The organism is Microbacterium sp. Beta, from assembly GCF_005502545.1.
In the GTDB taxonomy this organism is placed as follows: Bacteria; Actinomycetota; Actinomycetes; order Actinomycetales; family Microbacteriaceae; genus Microbacterium; species Microbacterium oxydans.
Window position 1 is genome coordinate 121,698 of sequence record NZ_SCOG01000007.1, and the last position, 14,997, is coordinate 136,694.

The window sequence follows — 14,997 nt, forward strand, 5'->3', positions numbered from 1 at the left end:
CACCCGTGCATGGAGAGGAATCCCGTGAGCCGTATCGTCGCCCTCGACACCACCGACATCCGCTTCCCCACGTCTCTGAGCCTGGACGGGTCGGATGCGATGAACCCCGACCCCGACTACTCGGCCGCGTACGTCATCGTGCGCACCGACGCGGACGACGACATCGAGGGGCACGCCTTCGTCTTCACGATCGGCCGCGGCAACGATGTGCAGGTCGCCGCGATCGACGCACTCGCCGGCCACCTGGTCGGACGCGAGATCGAGCCGCTGCTCGACGACATGGGCGGCACGTTCCGTGACATCATCGGCGACTCGCAGCTGCGCTGGCTGGGTCCTGAGAAGGGCGTCATGCACATGGCCATCGGCGCCGTCATCAATGCGCTGTGGGACATCAAGGCCAAGCGTGCAGGGCTTCCGCTCTGGCAGCTCCTCGCCCGGATGACGCCGGAGGAGCTGGTCGACCTCGTCGACTTCCGCTACCTCACCAACGCCCTCACCCGCGAGGACGCCCTCGGGATCCTGCGGGCCGCAGAGCCCGGTAGGGCCGAGCGGGAGCAGCAGCTGCTCGCCACCGGCTACCCGGGCTACACGACCAGCCCCGGCTGGCTCGGCTACTCCGATGAGAAGCTCGAACGCCTCGCCCGCGAGGCCATGGCCGACGGTTTCACCCAGATCAAGCTCAAGGTCGGTGCCGACCTGCAGGACGACATCCGCCGCTTCCGCAAGGCGCGCGAGGTGTGCGGCCCGGACTTCCCCATCGCGATCGACGCCAACCAGCGCTGGGAGGTGTCGGAGGCGATCGAGTGGGTGAACGCGCTCGCCGAGTTCCACCCCGCGTGGATCGAGGAGCCCACGAGCCCCGACGACGTGCTCGGTCATGCCGAGATCGCCAGAGGCATCGCCCCGATCCGCGTCGCCACCGGTGAGCACGCGCAGAACCGCGTCATCTTCAAGCAGCTGCTGCAGGCCGAGGCCATCTCCGTCATGCAGATCGACGCCGTGCGGGTCGCGGGCGTGAACGAGAACATCGCCAACCTGCTGCTCGCCGCCAAGTTCGGGGTGCCGGTCTGCCCGCATGCCGGCGGTGTCGGCCTGTGCGAGGCCGTGCAGCACCTGTCCATGTTCGACTTCGTCGCCGTCACCGGCACCCGCGAGGGCCGCATGATCGAGTTCGTCGACCACCTGCACGAGCACTTCGTCGTGCCCACCGACATCCAGGGCGGCTCTTACATGGCTCCCACCGCACCGGGCACGGGCATGGAGATGAAGGCTGAGAGCATCGCCGAGTACACCTGGACGGGCGCGCATGTCGGCGTCTGACGGTGTGATCGTGCCTGACCGCCTGACCGTCCCGACTCTCGGCTATGGTGCCGCCAACGTCGGCAACCTCTTCCGTGAGCTGTCCGACGACGACGCGTGGGCGGTGCTGGACGCGGCGTGGGAGAGCGGCATCCGCTTCTACGACACCGCTCCGCACTACGGCCTCGGGCTCTCCGAACGTCGCCTCGGCACCTTCCTGCAGACCAAGCCGCGCGACGAGTACGTGCTCTCGACCAAGGTCGGCCGGCTGCTGCGCCCGAACCCCGACCACGCCGGCGGCCTCGACACCGCGAACGACTTCCACGTGCCTGACGACCTCCAGCGCGTGTGGGACTTCTCGGCGGACGGCATCCGGACGAGCCTGGACGAGTCCCGCGAGCGGCTCGGCATCGAGCGCATCGACCTCCTCTACCTGCACGACCCGGAGCGGCACGACCTCGACCTCGCGCTCGCCGAGGCCCTTCCGGCCCTGGAGCAGCTGCGCGCGGAAGGCGAGGTGACCGCGATCGGCATCGGCTCGATGGTGTCGGAAGCCCTCGCGGCATCCGTGCGTTCCGCCGACCTCGACCTCGTGATGGTGGCCGGCCGATACACGCTCCTTGAGCAGCCCGCGGCAGTCGACGTGCTGCCCGCGTGCCGGGAGACCGGGACCGGGATCGTCGCGGCGTCGGTGTTCAACTCCGGACTGCTGGCCTCGAACGAGCCGCGGAGGGATGGCCGCTACGAGTACGGGCAGCTCCCCGACGAGCTGTGGGACCGCCTGGTGCGCATCGCCGCGGTGTGCGCCGACCACGATGTGCCCCTGCCGGCCGCGGCGATCCAGTTCCCGTTGCAGTCCGAGGTCGTACGCTCGGTCGTGGTGGGTGGCAGTCGTCCGGCGCAGCTGCAGCAGAATGCGGAGTACGCCGCCCTCGACATCCCGGCCTCACTGTGGGAGGACCTCGCAGCGGAGGGGCTCATCCCGGCCGGCTCAGGCGTCTCCTGAACCACCCGACGGCTCGACGAGAGGAGCACTCGTGCTCGAAGGAATCCATCCCCTGCTGACGGGAGAGCTGCTGCTGCACCTCGACCGCATGGGGCACTCCGATGCCGTGGTCGTCGCCGACGCGCACTTCCCCGCGTGGGGTCTGGGCGCACGTGTGATCGACCTGCCCGGCACCACGACGCCCGAGGTGGTGGCTGCCATCCGCACCGTGCTGCCGCTGGACGACGCCCCCGGCCTCGATCTGATGACCTCGGCCGACGGCGAGGTGCTCGACGTGCAGCGCGAGCTCATGGCGGCGGCGGGCACAGCCGTGGACACGACGGCCTTCGTCGAGCGGTTCGCCTACTACGAGGTCGCGAAGACCGCCTATCTGATGGTGCGCACGGGTGAGACGCGCAAATACGGCAACGCGCTGCTGCGCAAGGGTGTGGTCGGCCACCCCTCGGCCTGACGAAGGAGCGAGGCCTCGCGGCAGCCAGGGAACGACCGTCTCAGCGACCGACGGTCGACTCCCGCACGATGAGCTCGGCGGGGAACGGCGTCGTCGCGGGCGGGGGTGCCGAGGGGGCGGCGAGCTGTGCCAGCAGGGCGATCCCGGCGGCGCGGCCGATCTCGTAGCCGGGCTGCCGCACGCTGGTGAGGGGGACGACACCCTGGTGCGCCTGGGCGACATCGTCGAACCCGATGAGTGCGATCTCCTCCGGCACGCGGACGCCGTGGCGCAGGAGCTGCGTGAGCACGCCGAGCGCCACCATGTCGTTCGCGGCGAACACGGCGTCGGGCCGCTCGGCGGGGGGCAGGGCGATGATCCGCATGCCGGCCTCCAGGCCGTCCTCGGTCGCCAAGTGCGGCACTTCGACCGTCGACACCGTCGCGTCCGTGTCGGCGACGGCTTCGCGGAGCCCGGCCAGACGATCGTTCGACTGGCTCACCGCCGGGTTGCCGAGGAACAGGATGCGTCGTCGCCCGAGATCGACGAGGTGCTTCCCCGCGAGGCGGCCGCCGGCACGATCGTCGAACAGCACGGATGCGACCTTCGATGAGTCGGGGATCGGTCCCACCACGACCGAGCGGATGCCGCGATCGGCGAGCGCCTCGAGGCGCGGTACGACGTCGCCGAGCGGATAGATGACGATGCCCTGCACACGGTGCGCCTCGAACATGTCGAGGTTGCGTCGCTCCTGTGTCTCGTCGCGGTCGCTGTTGCTGAAGAAGAGCGACCAGCCGCCCTCGCGCGCCACATCCTCGACGCCGCGCGAGAGGTCGTGGAAGTAGGGCAGCCAGGCATCGAGGAGGATGAGCGCCAGCGCCTTGCTCGAGCCGGCCCGCAGCTGCCGAGCGGATTCGTTGGGCACGAAGTCGAGCTCTTCGATCGCGGCCCGTACCCGCTCGCGGCTCGCGGCTCCGAGCACGTGCGGGTGATTGAGGTAGTTCGACACGGTGGAGGAGGAGACTCCCGCGAGGGCGGCGACGTCCTTGACGCTCGCTGGCATGGGGCTCCTTCATCTTCTTCGTCTTCATCGTCGCCGCGGCGATCGGGGCTCCTGACCGCGGTGGCGGCCTCAGGATATCGGAGGAGTTGCAACGTGCCAAGAAAGTTCTTGACACCGCTGCCGCCCCCGACGTAGCGTGACTCGCACACCGGACTTGGCACGTGCCAAGTCCGGGGCGGCGACGGTGCCGGACACCCGCTGTGAGAGGTCTCATGAACATCGGCTGTCACGGTCTGGTCTGGACGGGGAATTTCGATGCCGAGGGCATCCGTCTGGCGGTGCAGAAGACCAAGGAGGCGGGCTTCGACCTCATCGAGTTCCCGCTGATGGACCCGTTCTCCTTCGACGTCGCGGTCGCGAAGGATGCTCTCGAGGAATACGGCCTCGACGTCAGTGCGTCGCTCGGCCTGTCCGAGGCGACCGACGTCACGAGCTCCGACCCCGTGATCGTCGCGGCCGGTGAAGCCCTGCTCATCAAGGCCGTCGACGTGCTCGCGGATCTCGGAGGGAAGCACTTCTGCGGCGTGATCTACAGCGCGATGAAGAAGTACATGGAGCCGGTGACCACCGAAGCGCTCGCGAGCAGCCGGGACGTGATCGCGCGGGTGGCCGACCATGCCTCCGAGCGCGGAGTGTCGGTCTCGCTCGAGGTCGTGAACCGCTACGAGACGAACGTGCTCAACACGGCGCGGCAGGCTCTCGCGTACGTCGCCGAGGTCGACCGGCCGAATCTCGGGATCCACATCGACACGTACCACATGAACATCGAGGAGTCGGATATGTTCGCGCCGGTCCTCGATGCCGCCCCCGCCCTGCGCTACGTGCACATCGGCGAGAGCCACCGCGGCTATCTGGGAACCGGCACCGTCGACTTCGACGCGTTCTTCAAGGCGCTCGGGCGCATCGGGTACGACGGTCCGATCGTGTTCGAGTCGTTCTCGTCGGCGGTCGTCGCCCCTGACCTCAGCCGCATGCTCGGCATCTGGCGGAACCTCTGGAACGACAACGTCGAGCTGGGTGCCCACGCGAACGCCTACATCCGCGACAAGCTCGTCGCGGTCGAGTCGATCCGCCTGCACTGAGTCGGTGAAGGGCGGGAAAGATCAAGATGTCATTACAGGTCTTCCCAACCTCGTCGACGTTAGATACATTTAGATACAACTTGCGCTGCCCGTAGCGTAGGACGCAGAATTGATCCGATGTTTGCGGCGGAACGATCCGTCGACATCGAAGCAGAACCTTCAAGGAAGCAGGTGAGCGCATGAGTGGACCCATCCTCCGGGTCGAGGGGATCAGCAAAGGATTCCCCGGCGTGCAGGCGCTGAAGGACGTGCACCTCGAGGTGCACGCCGGCGAGGTGCTCGTGCTCGTGGGTGAGAACGGCGCGGGAAAGTCGACCCTGATGAAGATCCTCTCCGGGATCTACACCAAGGACGAGGGGACGATCACGTTCGAGGGTCAGGAGGTCGAGCTCACGAGCCCTCTTCAGGCGCAGGAGCTCGGCATCACGATCATCCATCAGGAGCTCAACCTGATGCCCGATCTGACCGTGGCGCAGAACATCTACGTCGGGCGGGAGCCGACGACGGGCCCGTTCCTGTCGGAGCGCAAGCTCAACGCCCAGACCGCAGACCTGCTGCAGCGCCTCGACATCCACCTGAACCCGCGGCAACTCGTCGGCGAGCTCACGGTGGCCGAGCAGCAGATGGTCGAGATCGCCAAGGCCCTGTCGTTCAACGCCAAGGTGCTCATCATGGACGAGCCCACCTCGGCCCTCACCGACACCGAGGTCGAGACGCTGTTCGTACTGATCGAGCAGCTCAAGGCGCGTGGCACCGGGATCGTCTACATCTCGCACCGCATGGACGAGCTGCGTCGCCTGGCCGATCGGGTGACCGTCCTGCGCGATGGCACATACATCGGATCACTCGACCGGTCCGAGATCACCATCCCGACGATCATCGAGATGATGGTCGGACGTGTGATCGACGAGGGAACCCGTCCTCAGGCCCGCGAGCACGCCAACGACCCGATCGTCCTCGATGTGCAGGGGCTGTCGACCAGGAACCTTCTCAAGGACGTGTCCTTCCAGCTGCACAAGGGCGAGATCCTCGGGTTCGCCGGGCTGATGGGTGCGGGACGCACCGAGACCGCGAGGGCGGTGATCGGCGCCGACCATCGCGACGGCGGCACCATCGCGATCGACGGTCGCACCGTGAAGATCGCCCAGCCCGCCGACGCGGTGCAGCACGGCGTCGGATACCTCTCGGAAGACCGCAAGCTCCTCGGGCTGATGCTCGAGCAGGACGTGACGTTCAACACCGTGCTTGCCTCGCTCGGCTCCTACGCCAACGCGATCGGCTGGATGGGCGACAGCAAGGCCAAGAACCGCACCAAGGAGTACGTGCAGCAGCTGCGGGTGAAGACCCCCTCGGTCAACCAGGTGGTCAAGCTCCTCTCCGGAGGCAACCAGCAGAAGGTCGTCATCGCCCGGTGGCTGATGCGCGACTGCGACATCCTCATCTTCGACGAACCGACGCGAGGCATCGACGTCGGCGCGAAGGAGGAGATCTACCGCCTCATGCAACAGCTCGCTGATGCAGGCAAATCCATCATCGTCATCTCATCCGAGCTCCCGGAGATCCTCCGCGTGGCGAACCGCATCGCGGTGTTCGCCAACGGCCGCATCACCGGGACGCTCCGCAACGAGGAAGCAAGCCAGGAGAAGATCATGCAACTCGCAGCCCACGGGGAGGAAGACTGATGAGCGCTCCGCAGCAGCCCGGATCGTCGACGACGACGATCATCCAGACCGCCGTGAACGAGAACACGGACAAGAGGGACGTCGGCGCGTTCCTGAAGCGTCAGTTCCAGCAGTCGCTGGCGTTCGGCACGCTCATCGTGCTGATCATCTTCTTCTCGATCGCCAGCCCGAACTTCTTCACCTTCAGCAACATCGCCACGGTGCTGCTGTCGACGGCGGTCATCGGCATCCTCGCCCTCGGCACCACCTTCGTCATCATCACCGGCGGCATCGACCTGTCGATCGGCACCGGCATGGCGCTGTGCGCCGTGATGACGGGTGTGTTCGTGACCAACATGGGGCTGCCGGTGTGGGTCGGCGTGATCGGCGGCGTCCTGACCGGTGTGCTGATGGGGCTCGTGAACGGTGTGAACATCACGTTCCTCCGCCTCCCGCCGTTCATCGCCACCCTCGCGATGATGATGATCGCGGGCGGCCTCGCCCTCGTGATCTCGGGTGTCGCACCGATCTACTTCTCGACGTCGGCCCCCGACTTCAAGAAGATCGCCCTCGGCGTGATCATCCCCGGCATCCCGAACGCCGTGCTCGTGACAGCGGTGCTCGCGGTCATCGCGTACCTGGTGCTGTCGAAGACGCTCCTCGGCCGGTACACGTTCGCGATCGGCTCGAACGAGGAGGCCACGCGCCTCTCGGGCGTCAACACGCGTCGTTGGACGATCCTCATCTACATGTTCGCCGGAGCTTTCACCGGGGTCGCCGGCATCGTCATCGCCTCGCGGCTGGATTCGGCCCAGCCGCAGATCGGCACCGGATACGAGCTGCAGGCGATCGCCGCGGTCATCATCGGCGGCACCTCGCTGCTGGGAGGACGCGGATCCATCCTCGGCACCGTGATCGGCGCCCTCATCATGAGCGTGCTCGTGAACGGGTTGCGCATCATGTCGATCCAGCCCGAGTGGCAGAACATCGTCGTCGGCGTGGTCGTGCTGCTCGCGGTGTTCCTCGACTCGCTGCGCAACCGACAGCGCACCTGAGACCTGGACGGCGGCGAAAACCCGTGCCCGTCGTCGTCCTCCGGCCCCGGCCGACACCCCGCGGAGACATCCGCACAGGCACCTGGAATGTCCACAGCGCCGGCTCGTCCGGCATCCACACAGAACAAACCGAGTCGTACCCAAACAATGGAGTTTTCATGAAATTCGGGAAGAAGACCGCACTCGTGGCCCTGGTGGCCGCATCCGCACTGGTGTTCGCCGGCTGTGCCGGCGGAGGCGGCGACGTGATCGAAGAGGGCTCGAGCAGCGGCGGCAGCAGCGACGGCGAGATGTACATCGCCATGGTCTCGAAGGGCTTCCAGCACCAGTTCTGGCAGGCCGTCAAGAAGGGAGCGGAGGACAAGGCGAAGGAGCTCGGCGTGAAGATCACGTTCGAGGGTCCTGCCGCCGAGACCGAGATCGCGCAGCAGCTCGAGATGCTGACCGCCGCGATCGACAAGAACCCGGACGCCATCGCCTACGCCGCCCTCGACCCCGAGGCGTGCGTCGCCCCCCTCGAGCAGGCCAAGGCGAAGGACATCCCCGTCGTCTACTTCGACGCCCCCTGCAACGGCGACGTCGGGCTCAGCCTGTCGGCCACCGACAGCAAGGTCGCCGGTGCGCTCGCTGCCGAGCACATGGCCGACCTGATCGGCGGCGAGGGCCAGGTCGCCATCGTCGGTCACTCGCAGATCAACTCGACCGGTGTCGAGCGCCGCGACGGCTTCGTCGACAAGATCGAGGCGGACTACCCCGACATCGAGATCGTCGACATCCAGTACGGTGACGGCGACCACCTCAAGTCGGCCGACATCGCCAAGACCCTGATCGCGGCCCACCCCGACCTCAAGGGCATCTACGGCACCAACGAAGGCTCCGCCATCGGTGTCGTGAACGCCGTGAACGAGCTGGGCCTCGAGAAGGGCAAGATCACGATCGTCGGCTTCGACTCCGGCGCAGCGCAGATCAACGCCATCAAGGACGGCACCATGGCCGGCGCCATCACGCAGGACCCGATCGGCATCGGCGCACAGGTCGTGCAGGCCGCCTACGACGCCGCCAACGGCGACTCCGTCGAGAAGTTCTACGACACCGGTTCGTACTGGTACGACAAGAGCAACATCGACGACGAGAAGATCGCGGCCGTGCTCTACGAGTGACACCGCAACGTTGAAGAAGCCCCTCACCTTCGGGTGGGGGGCTTCTTCGTGTCCGGACGCGGGCGGGGGATGGAATTCCACGATCGAGTCCGGGAATCGAGGTCAGGATCTGTCCGCGGTGACTGTCAGAGTGATCGCGACGAAAGGACTCACACCATGAGCAGCACACCCGCCCGCCCGGCTGGATCGAACACCATCAACCCCTTCCTCATGACCGATGACGCCGCCCGCATCATCGACTTCGTGATCGAGGTCTTCGGGGCGACCGATGTCCCCGAGGCCCGCACCGTCGACACCGACGGACTCATCCTGCATTCCGAGCTGCGCATCGGCGACTCCGTCATCACGGTCGCGGACCGTAAGCCGGACTGGCCCTTCACCCCCGGATTCATCCAGGTGTACGTCGACGACGTCGAGGGAACGCTCGCACGAGCCGTCGGACTCGGCGCCCGTATCGTGACCCGGCCGACGGACTTCTTCGGAGACACGTTCTCGCGCTTCGCCGATCCCTCGGGAAATCTCTGGTGGGTATACGCCCACGTTCCGCAGGAGCAGACGTGGGACGCGGACGGAACGGACGCATCCACGTGGAACGGATCGGCGGAAGATGCGGGCGCGGACGACCGCGATGCCGCCGAGGCGGACTGGTCGAGCTTCACGTCACCCGAGCTCGAGTACATCCACGAAAGCCTCGTCGAGGCGATGGCGTCCTTGCGGGATCCTCGGCTCGATCGCTGACGGCGACGGATCGTCAGATCCGACGGAGGAAGGTGAGCTGCGACGAGGGTTCGACGATGAGCTCCTGCAGCGCGGCGTTGAAGGGGACACCGGCGGGGGCGGAGAGATGGGCGTGGAAGGCCGCCTCATCGCGGTAGACCTCGTACACGAAGAAGCGGTCGGGATCGTCGACGAGCCGGGACGCGTCGAAGACGAGGTTGCCCTCCTCGGCGCGCACGACTTCGGCGAACGCACGCAGCAGGGTGGCCACCATGTCCCCGGTGCCTGGTCGTGCAGTGAAGGTGGCATGCAGGACGGTCGGCTCTGACACGGTGTCTCCTCGGGGCTGTCGGATGCGGATGTGGATGCCCATGTGCATGCTCTTGTTCCGGCCCATGCTCGGGTTCAGGTGGAGAGCGTCAGCAGTCGGGCCGGTGTGGTCGCGAGCATCCGGTGCACGGCTTCGTCGCCGATCGCGTCGCGCAGGCGTGGGAGGTAGCGCTCGCCGAGGTAGGCGAGTCCTGGCATGCCGCCGTAGGCGACGTACCGCGTGCGACGAGCCACGTCGCCACCGAGCACGATCCGGTCCCCGGCGCCGCGCTCCACGACAGCGACCGTCAGGGCGAGCAGCTCGGCATCGGAGCGGGTGCGGGGTCGTGCGAAGCCGTCGTAGCCGAGGTGGGCTCCGCGTTCCGCGAGGGAGACGTGCAGGCCGGGATCGGGGTCGCGGTCGGCGTGTGCGAGCACGACGCGGTCGGCGGACACCCCCTCGGCCGCGAGCAGATCGAGCACCTCGTGAGCCGCCGTGCCGAATTCCAGGTGCACCATGACCGGCGCCCCCGTCGCACGGTGCGCCTCGGCCACCGCGACCAGCGTGGTGCGCTCGAACGGGCTGATGCGCCAGTAGTCGGCGCCGCCCTTGAGCATCCCGGCGCGCACGGGTGCGCCGTCGGGCGCTGCGGCGATGGACACCTCTGGGGCCTCGAAGAGCTCCGCGTCGTCGGCGGGCATGCCACGTGTGATGTCGGCGATGAAGAGGGCGGCCAGACGGTCGGCGGTCCACACCTGCATCGGATGGTCTGCGCCGTAGTGGGCTTCACGGTGTCGGCCGGTCGTCGCGACGATGTGCAGTCCGGTCGACGCACTGATCCGCGCCAGGGCGGAGGCGTCGCGGCCGACACCGAAGGGGGTGGCATCCACCATTGCCTCGAATCCGCTCGCCTGCAGCAGGGCCGCCTCTTCGCCCGAGGCCTTCTCGTCGTCGAGCTCGTCTCCCGGCAGCAGCGGTGACACCTGGAACAGGTGCTCGTGGTAGTCCACGCGCCCGAGCAGCGCCGGGGCGATGTCCCCGAGCACCGTGCGGACGACGGCGGACATCAGCGCACCGACTCCGCGGCCTCGGCGAGTCGCTCGACGGTCTCGGGTGTGAGATCGAGCTCGAACACGTCGGCGACGACCTGCGACCAGCCGTGGATGAAGTAGCGCCAGCCGTCGACCACGTGCAGGTCGCGAACCGCGGCCTGTGCTTCGGCCTGATGGAGGAACTCGAGCGAGCCGCGGTAGTTGAACTCCCACGCGTACGCGCCATCGGGGAACACCACCGCGTCGGTCAGGGGGGAGCCGGGGCGGTCCTTCCCGAGTCCCGTCGCATTGGCGATCACCGAGCCGGCCGGCGCAGCCGCGACGAGGGCATCGGCTTCTTCCGGCGTCGTGGTGACGACGTATTCGATCAACCCCTCACGGGTGCCGTGCTGGCGGTGCACCTCGCGCAGGTGGTCGAGCTTGTCCTGCGTGCGGGCGGTCACCGTGATCCTCGACGGGGCGTCGGGGCGTTCGGCGAGGGCCCAGCTGAGAGCGGTGCCCGAGCCTCCGGCCCCCAGGATCACGACCGCAGCCCCCGTGCGGGTGAAGTGGCCCGTGGGCAGGAAGTCGTTCAGCGCGAGGTCGACCGTGATCGGGTCCTTGGCCCTCCCCGACAGCGTCCGCCCCCGCTTGGAGATGCTGGAGATCTCGGAGCACGACACCGCGAACGGGTCGAGTTCGTCGAACAGGTCGGAGGCGGCGGCGAACACGTTCATCTTGTGCGTGGTCACCAGGGCCCCGCGGTGGTGCGGATCGTCGCGGATCTGCTCGACAATCGCGCGATACTGCGCGGGGTCAGCATCCATCGGCAGGTCGTGACCGACCAGGGTGCGCGTCGGCAGGTCGAGGATGTCGGCCCAGAGCGGGAACACCTTCATGATCGACGAGGAGGCGGTGGTCACCCCGACGAAGCCCATGTAGTCGGCGGCGACCGTCTCGGATCCGGAGGTCACGGTGTCGGCGGTGGTGGTCATCGGGTCTCCTCGGAGGCGGGGATCGGGACGGGATGCGCGGGCTCGCCGCCGGAGAGGACGGCGATCACGTCGGCGAGCGAGAGGGAGCCCATGTTGTCGACCGCCTGGGTGGTCTGCGCGCCGAGGTGCGGGGTCACGATGACCCGGTCGGCGAGCTCCGGCGCGAGCAGGGGACTCGCGTGCGCTGCGGTGTCCCCGTCGAGCGTGTCGGCCGCGTAACCGGCGAGCACGCCGTCGTGCAGTGCCCTGGCCACTGCCGCCTCGTCGATCAGGTCCCCTCGGGCGGTGTTGACCAGCACCGTGCCTGGCCGCATGCCGACGAGGCGCTCCGCATCGACGAGTCGCTGGCCGCCCGGGGCGTGCAGAGTGATCACGTCGGCCGCGCGGAACAGGTCGTCGACCGAGGCGGCTTCCGCCCCGCGGGCGCGCACCACGTCGTCGGGCACGAACGGGTCGGCCGCGAGCACGCGCGGACCGAAGCCGCTCAGACGCGCAGCGACGCCCTGGCCGATCCGGCCGAAGCCGACGATGCCGACCGTGGCGGCGCCGAGCTCCCGTCCGCGCCGCACCCCCCAGTCGCCCGCGCGCACCCGGCGGTCGCCGTCCGGCACGAACCGCAGCGCGGCCAGCATCAGACCGACCGCGTGATCGGCCACAGCGTCGGCGTTCGCGCCGGGGGTGTTCGTCACGGGGATGCCGCGATCACGAGCGGCAGCGAGGTCGACCGACTCGGTGCCTACTCCGTAACGGGCGACGATCTTGAGCTTCGGGGCCGCGGCGAGGTGCGCATCGGTGATGGCGCCGGTTCCTGCGATCCAGGCATCGGCGCCGTGCAGCAGCGACCGCAGCTCGTCCATGTCGTGGTGCGCGGGCCCGCGGAGGACGCGGTGTCCGGACTGCGCTGCCCGCTCCACCAGATCGAGGTCGCCGTCCGAGAAGGATCGGCTGGTGACGAGGATCACAGCCATCAGCGCGGCCGTCCGGCGAACCACGGCGCGAGGGCCGCGTAGGCATCCGTGAACCGCGCGTGCCGTTCGGCGTACACGGCATGGCGGCCGGCATCCGGGGTGAACTCGGCGGTGACCTCGCTGAGGGCACGTGCTGCCGAGAAGTCGGTGATCCCGAGCCCGACCGCGGCCGTCACGGCGGCTCCGAGGCTGTTCGCCTCCTCGACGATCGTGCGGCGACGAACGGGAACTCCCCAGACGTCGGCGAGCACCGACAGGTACACGTCGCTCTGCGCTCCGCCGCCGACCGCATCGATGCGGTCGATCACGGCGCCCGACGCGCGGAATGCCTGGATGCAGCTGAGCAGGTTGAACGCGGTGCCCTCCAGCACGGCGCGGACGAGGTGGGCCCGACCGTGGTGCCGCGAGAGACCGACGAATGCGCCACGGGCGTCCGGGTCCCACAGCGGGGAGCGCTCACCGAGCAGGTACGGGAGGAAGTAGAGGTCGTCGGTGTCGACATCGGCGGAGGCCTCGGCCGTCAGCCGTCCGGTCTCCGGGTGGGCGGGGTCGGGGGAGAGGGCCTCGGCGATCCACTGCACGGAAGCACCGCCGGCTTGCATGGTCGCCGTGGGCACGAACGAGCCGGGGACGACGTTGTCGAACGTGAAGGTGCGCATTCCCGGATCGTGCAGCGGAGCATCCGCTGCGAACGAGATCCATGACGAGGTGCCGAGGCACACGTAGGCGCCGTCCTCCGGAGCGACCACGCCCGATCCGACCGCGGCCAGGGGGCCGTCGCCGCCGCCCATCACCACCCGCACGCCCGTGTGCAGCCCGAGCGCGGCCGCAGCGGCATCCGTCAGCGCTCCCGCGATCTGCGTCGACTCCAGGATCTCGGGGAACAGCGCGCGGTCGAGGCGTGCGGTCCGCAGCACCTCGTCCGACCAGGTGCCGGCCGCCTGGTCGTAGGCGTTGGTGCCTGACGCGTCGGAACGGTCCGTCGCCAGACGCCCGGTGAGGCGCAGCACGATGAAGTCCTTCGCGACACAGACCCGGCGCACGCGCGCCCAGACGTCGGGCTCGTTGTCGCGCACCCACATGATCTTCTCGACCGAGTAGGTGGGGTTCAGACGGTGCCCCAGGATCCCGTACGCGCGTTCGGCGCCGATCGCGTCCTCGAGCTCGCGCTGCTGGGCTCCGGCTCTCGTGTCGGCCCAGATGATCGCCGGTCGCGCGGGCTCGCCCTCGGCATCGAGGAGGACGGCGCCCATCATCTGTCCGCTCACCACGAGTCCGACGATGTCGCTCGTGGGCGTGCTGGTGCGGGCGATCAGGTCACGTGTGGCGGCGACGACCGCGTTCCACCAGTCGTCCGGGTTCTGCTCGGCGACGCCGCCCGCGGCGAAGTGCGCGGGGTAGGCGACGGTGACCGAGGCGACGATCCGGCCGTCGTCGTGGTGCAGGGAGGCCTTGTTCCCCGTCGTGCCCAGGTCGTGCGCGATGATCATGGCGGCGCCTATCCCGCGTACGGACGCAGCTCGACGCCCTCGGGCGACCGGTAAGCCCGCGAACCCATCCCGTGCTCCAGCACCCAGCCGTAGTCGTGGCCCGCTCCACCCGGGTACACCGCGAGGAAGGAGTACGGCTCGTCGCCGGTGTTCACCGAGCGGTGCGCCCACCCAGGCGGGATGTAGCCGATCGTGCCAGGGAGCATGTCGAGCCATTCGGTGCGCTCGCCGTCGAACATGAGCAGTCCGCCGCGACCTTTCAGCGCCAGGTAGATCTCGCCCTGATGGTTCGGGTGCTGGTGGCCCTTGGTCATCCAGAGCTCTCCGCTCGTGTCCCCGGGCATGATCGTGGTGATCGACTGGGGCAGCTCGCGGTCGACCTCGGGCACGGGGGAGCTGACCACGGTGTAGACCACGGGGTTCTCGCCGGCTGATGCCGTGGCCCAGGCCTCTGCGTCGAGGAAGAGCCCTTCGAGGTCGGACATCCGCCGGGTGAGAGTCGGCCCTTCGGGCGAGAGCGTGAGCTTCTCGGCGTCGAAGGCGATCGCCAGGGGGGAGATCGGCGGGGCGTGGAACTCGGGCATCGGTGCTCCTCGTAACGGGTGCTGCGACGCTGCGCAACCTGTAATGACAGGTTCACCCTACCTGTTATGACAGGTGGCGTCCAGAGCGGGTTGCACCCTCGCACGCGATGAGGATGAGCGCGCGCGCAGCGACGGGCTCCCCGGTC

15 protein-coding genes are annotated in these 14,997 nt (G+C 68.4%); 8 read left to right on the top strand and 7 right to left on the bottom strand.

Annotated features, from left to right (window positions below; translation table 11 throughout):
• Window positions 1-24 precede the first annotated feature (24 nt).
• From FFS56_RS09460 to FFS56_RS09470, 3 genes are read left to right on the top strand one after another with little or no spacing between them, the layout of a single operon-like run.
• The gene (locus FFS56_RS09460) at window positions 25-1,320 is read left to right on the top strand and encodes an L-fuconate dehydratase (RefSeq protein ID WP_046747528.1); all 1,296 of its coding nucleotides are present in this window, start codon (window positions 25-27) and stop codon (window positions 1,318-1,320) included.
• Entirely contained in the window at window positions 1,307-2,305 is a 999-nt protein-coding gene (locus tag FFS56_RS09465) for an aldo/keto reductase (protein WP_127012721.1), read from the top strand. Before FFS56_RS09460 ends, FFS56_RS09465 begins: the two co-directional genes overlap by 14 nt.
• A gap of 31 nt (window positions 2,306-2,336) precedes the next feature.
• Window positions 2,337-2,756, top strand: a complete 420-nt coding sequence (locus FFS56_RS09470; protein ID WP_058633097.1) for an RbsD/FucU domain-containing protein — start codon at window positions 2,337-2,339, stop codon at window positions 2,754-2,756.
• A 40-nt stretch (window positions 2,757-2,796) separates the two neighbouring features.
• On the opposite strand, the gene FFS56_RS09475 is transcribed toward FFS56_RS09470, so the two are convergent.
• Window positions 2,797-3,798, bottom strand: coding sequence for a LacI family DNA-binding transcriptional regulator (locus tag FFS56_RS09475; RefSeq protein ID WP_046747531.1), 1,002 nt, complete (start codon window positions 3,796-3,798; stop codon window positions 2,797-2,799).
• 212 nt (window positions 3,799-4,010) lie between these two features.
• Between FFS56_RS09475 and FFS56_RS09480 the strand changes: the two genes are divergently transcribed.
• The 5 genes from FFS56_RS09480 (at window position 4,011) to FFS56_RS09500 (ending at window position 9,494) form a co-directional block, all read left to right on the top strand.
• Window positions 4,011-4,880 carry a sugar phosphate isomerase/epimerase family protein gene (locus tag FFS56_RS09480; RefSeq protein ID WP_046747532.1) on the top strand — a complete coding sequence of 290 codons (870 nt, stop codon included), beginning with the start codon at window positions 4,011-4,013 and terminating at the stop codon, window positions 4,878-4,880.
• A 179-nt stretch (window positions 4,881-5,059) separates the two neighbouring features.
• On the top strand, window positions 5,060-6,562 hold the full coding sequence (locus FFS56_RS09485) for a sugar ABC transporter ATP-binding protein (RefSeq protein WP_046747533.1): 1,503 nt from the start codon (window positions 5,060-5,062) through the stop codon (window positions 6,560-6,562).
• On the top strand, window positions 6,562-7,596 hold the full coding sequence (locus FFS56_RS09490; RefSeq protein ID WP_171011018.1) for an ABC transporter permease: 1,035 nt from the start codon (window positions 6,562-6,564) through the stop codon (window positions 7,594-7,596). Before FFS56_RS09485 ends, FFS56_RS09490 begins: the two co-directional genes overlap by 1 nt.
• Window positions 7,597-7,754: 158 nt before the next feature.
• Window positions 7,755-8,756, top strand: coding sequence for an ABC transporter substrate-binding protein (locus tag FFS56_RS09495; protein WP_058633100.1), 1,002 nt, complete (start codon window positions 7,755-7,757; stop codon window positions 8,754-8,756).
• Window positions 8,757-8,912: 156 nt separating this feature from the next.
• Window positions 8,913-9,494 (top strand): VOC family protein, encoded by a 582-nt coding sequence (locus FFS56_RS09500; RefSeq protein ID WP_046747535.1) that lies wholly within the window; start codon window positions 8,913-8,915, stop codon window positions 9,492-9,494.
• A gap of 13 nt (window positions 9,495-9,507) precedes the next feature.
• Here the strand turns inward: FFS56_RS09500 and FFS56_RS09505 are convergent, their stop codons facing one another.
• The 6 genes from FFS56_RS09505 to FFS56_RS09530 form a co-directional block, all read right to left on the bottom strand.
• On the bottom strand, window positions 9,508-9,804 hold the full coding sequence (locus tag FFS56_RS09505; RefSeq protein ID WP_231589672.1) for a putative quinol monooxygenase: 297 nt from the start codon (window positions 9,802-9,804) through the stop codon (window positions 9,508-9,510).
• Window positions 9,805-9,878: 74 nt separating this feature from the next.
• A complete protein-coding gene (locus tag FFS56_RS09510) occupies window positions 9,879-10,850 on the bottom strand; it encodes an aryldialkylphosphatase (protein WP_046747536.1) in 972 nt (323 codons plus the stop codon).
• Window positions 10,850-11,809, bottom strand: coding sequence for a shikimate dehydrogenase (locus FFS56_RS09515; RefSeq protein WP_127012720.1), 960 nt, complete (start codon window positions 11,807-11,809; stop codon window positions 10,850-10,852). The genes FFS56_RS09510 and FFS56_RS09515 overlap by 1 nt, the downstream gene beginning before the upstream one ends.
• Window positions 11,806-12,777 (bottom strand): phosphoglycerate dehydrogenase, encoded by a 972-nt coding sequence (locus FFS56_RS09520; RefSeq protein ID WP_233437336.1) that lies wholly within the window; start codon window positions 12,775-12,777, stop codon window positions 11,806-11,808. The genes FFS56_RS09515 and FFS56_RS09520 overlap by 4 nt, the downstream gene beginning before the upstream one ends.
• Window positions 12,777-14,267, bottom strand: a complete 1,491-nt coding sequence (xylB, locus tag FFS56_RS09525) for a xylulokinase (protein ID WP_046747537.1) — start codon at window positions 14,265-14,267, stop codon at window positions 12,777-12,779. The genes FFS56_RS09520 and xylB overlap by 1 nt, the downstream gene beginning before the upstream one ends.
• 8 nt (window positions 14,268-14,275) lie before the next feature.
• Window positions 14,276-14,851, bottom strand: coding sequence for a glucose-6-phosphate isomerase family protein (locus FFS56_RS09530; RefSeq protein ID WP_046747538.1), 576 nt, complete (start codon window positions 14,849-14,851; stop codon window positions 14,276-14,278).
• Window positions 14,852-14,997: the final 146 nt, after the last annotated feature.

Excerpts from the sequence above, each read along its gene's own strand:
- FFS56_RS09465 (WP_127012721.1), top strand. The coding sequence starts at position 1,307 with ATGTCGGCGTCTGACGGTGTGATCGTGCCTGACCGCCTGACCGTCCCG.
- FFS56_RS09475 (WP_046747531.1), bottom strand. The coding sequence starts at position 3,798 with ATGCCAGCGAGCGTCAAGGACGTCGCCGCCCTCGCGGGAGTCTCCTCC.
- FFS56_RS09480 (WP_046747532.1), top strand. The coding sequence starts at position 4,011 with ATGAACATCGGCTGTCACGGTCTGGTCTGGACGGGGAATTTCGATGCC.
- FFS56_RS09485 (WP_046747533.1), top strand. The coding sequence starts at position 5,060 with ATGAGTGGACCCATCCTCCGGGTCGAGGGGATCAGCAAAGGATTCCCC.
- FFS56_RS09490 (WP_171011018.1), top strand. The coding sequence starts at position 6,562 with ATGAGCGCTCCGCAGCAGCCCGGATCGTCGACGACGACGATCATCCAG.
- FFS56_RS09495 (WP_058633100.1), top strand. The coding sequence starts at position 7,755 with ATGAAATTCGGGAAGAAGACCGCACTCGTGGCCCTGGTGGCCGCATCC.
- FFS56_RS09500 (WP_046747535.1), top strand. The coding sequence starts at position 8,913 with ATGAGCAGCACACCCGCCCGCCCGGCTGGATCGAACACCATCAACCCC.
- FFS56_RS09510 (WP_046747536.1), bottom strand. The coding sequence starts at position 10,850 with ATGTCCGCCGTCGTCCGCACGGTGCTCGGGGACATCGCCCCGGCGCTG.
- FFS56_RS09515 (WP_127012720.1), bottom strand. The coding sequence starts at position 11,809 with ATGACCACCACCGCCGACACCGTGACCTCCGGATCCGAGACGGTCGCC.
- FFS56_RS09520 (WP_233437336.1), bottom strand. The coding sequence starts at position 12,777 with ATGGCTGTGATCCTCGTCACCAGCCGATCCTTCTCGGACGGCGACCTC.
- xylB (WP_046747537.1), bottom strand. The coding sequence starts at position 14,267 with ATGATCATCGCGCACGACCTGGGCACGACGGGGAACAAGGCCTCCCTG.
- FFS56_RS09530 (WP_046747538.1), bottom strand. The coding sequence starts at position 14,851 with ATGCCCGAGTTCCACGCCCCGCCGATCTCCCCCCTGGCGATCGCCTTC.